The sequence below is a fragment of the Pseudarthrobacter raffinosi genome (genome assembly GCF_023913735.1).
In the GTDB taxonomy this organism is placed as follows: domain Bacteria; phylum Actinomycetota; class Actinomycetes; order Actinomycetales; family Micrococcaceae; genus Arthrobacter; species Arthrobacter raffinosi.
The window spans coordinates 1-2,232 of record NZ_JAMXBH010000050.1 but is presented as its reverse complement, the minus strand read 5'-3'; the positions used below and the strand labels follow the sequence as shown (position 1 = coordinate 2,232).

Genomic DNA, 2,232 nt, shown 5'->3' with positions numbered 1-2,232 from the left:
TTGTCAGGAGTATATGCCCGTTGCGCGGACGTTTGTTCTGCGGCGGGTGCTCAAGGGTGGAATATCAATGAATAGCGGCCGTTTGTTTCTTTCCTGACCTAGTACGGTGGTTGGTTGTCCTTCGGGATGGCTTCTCTGCCTGGAACGGTGTGGGTTGGGGGTGGGTGGTTTAGTGTTTGGCACACTGTTGGGTCCTGAGGCAACAGGGCCGGGAGGATGGGCTGCAGCTTACGGGTTGTGGTGTGTTTTGTCGGGTTTGTTTGTTTCTGGTTTCCTGGCTGCATCGATCGCACGGTTGACCTTTTGGGGTTGTGTGTGGGGTGTGTGGTTTGGGGTTGTTGTTTGAGAACTACATAGTGGACGCGAGCATCTTTTATAAGAAGCAATTTCCAAGAATTATGAACCTGGATCTGTCCGGGCGTCTGTTGCTGTGGCCTTCGGGTTGTGGTGGTGGTGTCCGGGTGGTTTTCGTGGTTCTCTCGAAAATTAGTTTTTTTGATCTTTTGTGGTCAAGTTTTTAAGAGCACACGGTGGATGCCTTGGCATTAGGAGCCGAAGAAGGACGTAGGAATCTGCGATAAGCCTGGGGGAGTCGATAACCGGACTGTGATCCCAGGGTGTCCGAATGGGGAAACCCCGCCAGGGGCGCGAGCTGCCTGGTGACCCGCATCTGAACACATAGGGTGCGTGGAGGGAACGCGGGGAAGTGAAACATCTCAGTACCCGCAGGAAGAGAAAACAATAGTGATTCCGTCAGTAGTGGCGAGCGAACGCGGATCAGGCTAAACCGTTCCATGTGTGATAGCCGGCGGGCGTTGCATGGGCGGGGTTGTGGGACTTTCCATACCAGTTCTGCCGGACTGGTGAGGTGTGATGTGCAGGCATAGGTGAACGGTCTTGAAAGGCCGGCCAGAGAGGGTGTGAGCCCCGTAACCGAAATGTTTTGTGCCGCCTGGAGAGTATCCCAAGTAGCACGGGGCCCGAGAAATCCCGTGTGAATCTGTCAGGACCACCTGATAAGCCTAAATACTCCCTAATGACCGATAGCGGACCAGTACCGTGAGGGAAAGGTGAAAAGTACCCCGGGAGGGGAGTGAAACAGTACCTGAAACCGTGTGCTTACAATCCGTCGGAGCATCTGCAGCTTGTCTGTATGGGTGTGACGGCGTGCCTTTTGAAGAATGAGCCTGCGAGTTAGTGTTACGTCGCGAGGTTAACCCGTGTGGGGAAGCCGTAGCGAAAGCGAGTCTGAATAGGGCGTTGCAGTGGCGTGATCTAGACCCGAAGCGAAGTGATCTACCCATGGCCAGGTTGAAGCGACGGTAAGACGTCGTGGAGGACCGAACCCACTTCAGTTGAAAATGGAGGGGATGAGCTGTGGGTAGGGGTGAAAGGCCAATCAAACTTCGTGATAGCTGGTTCTCCCCGAAATGCATTTAGGTGCAGCGTTGCGTGTTTCTTGCTGGAGGTAGAGCTACTGGATGGCTAATGGGCCCTACAAGGTTACTGACGTCAGCCAAACTCCGAATGCCGGTAAGTGAGAGCGCAGCAGTGAGACTGTGGGGGATAAGCTTCATAGTCGAGAGGGAAACAGCCCAGACCACCAACTAAGGCCCCTAAGCGTGTGCTAAGTGGGAAAGGATGTGGAGTTGCGAAGACAACCAGGAGGTTGGCTTAGAAGCAGCCATCCTTAAAAGAGTGCGTAATAGCTCACTGGTCAAGTGATTCCGCGCCGACAATGTAGCGGGGCTCAAGTACACCGCCGAAGTTGTGGATTTCAGATATTAGCTAAGCCGCCCCTTGTGGGTTGGTTCAGGCGTCTGGAGTGGTAGGGGAGCGTCGTGTGGGCAGTGAAGTCGCGGTGTAAACCAGCGGTGGAGCCTACACGAGTGAGAATGCAGGCATGAGTAGCGAAAGACGGGTGAGAAACCCGTCCGCCGAATGATCAAGGGTTCCAGGGTCAAGCTAATCTGCCCTGGGTAAGTCGGGACCTAAGGCGAGGCCGACAGGCGTAGTCGATGGACAACGGGTTGATATTCCCGTACCGGCGAAAAACCGTCCATGTTGAACAGGGGATACTAACCGCCCGATACCTGCCCGCCCACCCTTCGGGGTGATGTGGGTTTTGGTGGAGCGCGGGACCTGATCCTGGGAGGCAAGCGTATTAACAGGTGTGACGCAGGAAGGTAGCCAAGCCGGGCGATGGTTGTCCCGGTCTAAGGATGTAGGGCG

General features: G+C 55.0%; 1 rRNA gene. It reads left to right on the top strand.

The features are described from left to right. Positions 1-507: 507 nt before the first annotated feature. Positions 508-2,232: ribosomal RNA gene (locus tag NG698_RS21505) — 23S ribosomal RNA — on the top strand; the annotation flags it as partial.